We start from the raw sequence: 278 nt of genomic DNA on the forward strand, positions 1-278 counted from the left end.
GCTTTTATTTTGATAGCGGCGCAAACAAATCGACCCCGTATCCATCCGGATCAATAACGACCGCATACCGCTGGCCCCACATGGCGTCCCAGGGCTCACGCGCGATCGTATACCCTGCCGCGCGCACCTTCTCTACCGTTTCGTTCACCTGGTCTGGCGAGTCGCATAGGATTGCAAACGCAGAAAAGTTTGATGGTTTTGCGTCGATGCCCGAATGATCTTTGATCATCTCCGCGTCGTCGATCATGAGGCGGCACGAATTCTCCTGGCGATGCGCT

Annotated in this window: 1 protein-coding gene; it reads right to left on the minus strand. The window is 55.4% G+C overall.

The window, feature by feature from the left end:
* Positions 1-4 precede the first annotated feature (4 nt).
* On the minus strand, positions 5-278 hold a 274-nt coding region (locus tag ACZ3GY_RS23835; protein WP_465912199.1), incomplete at its 5' end, for a VOC family protein.

The sequence above is a fragment of the Pseudomonas sp. PME37.24/006 genome, from assembly GCF_055556635.1.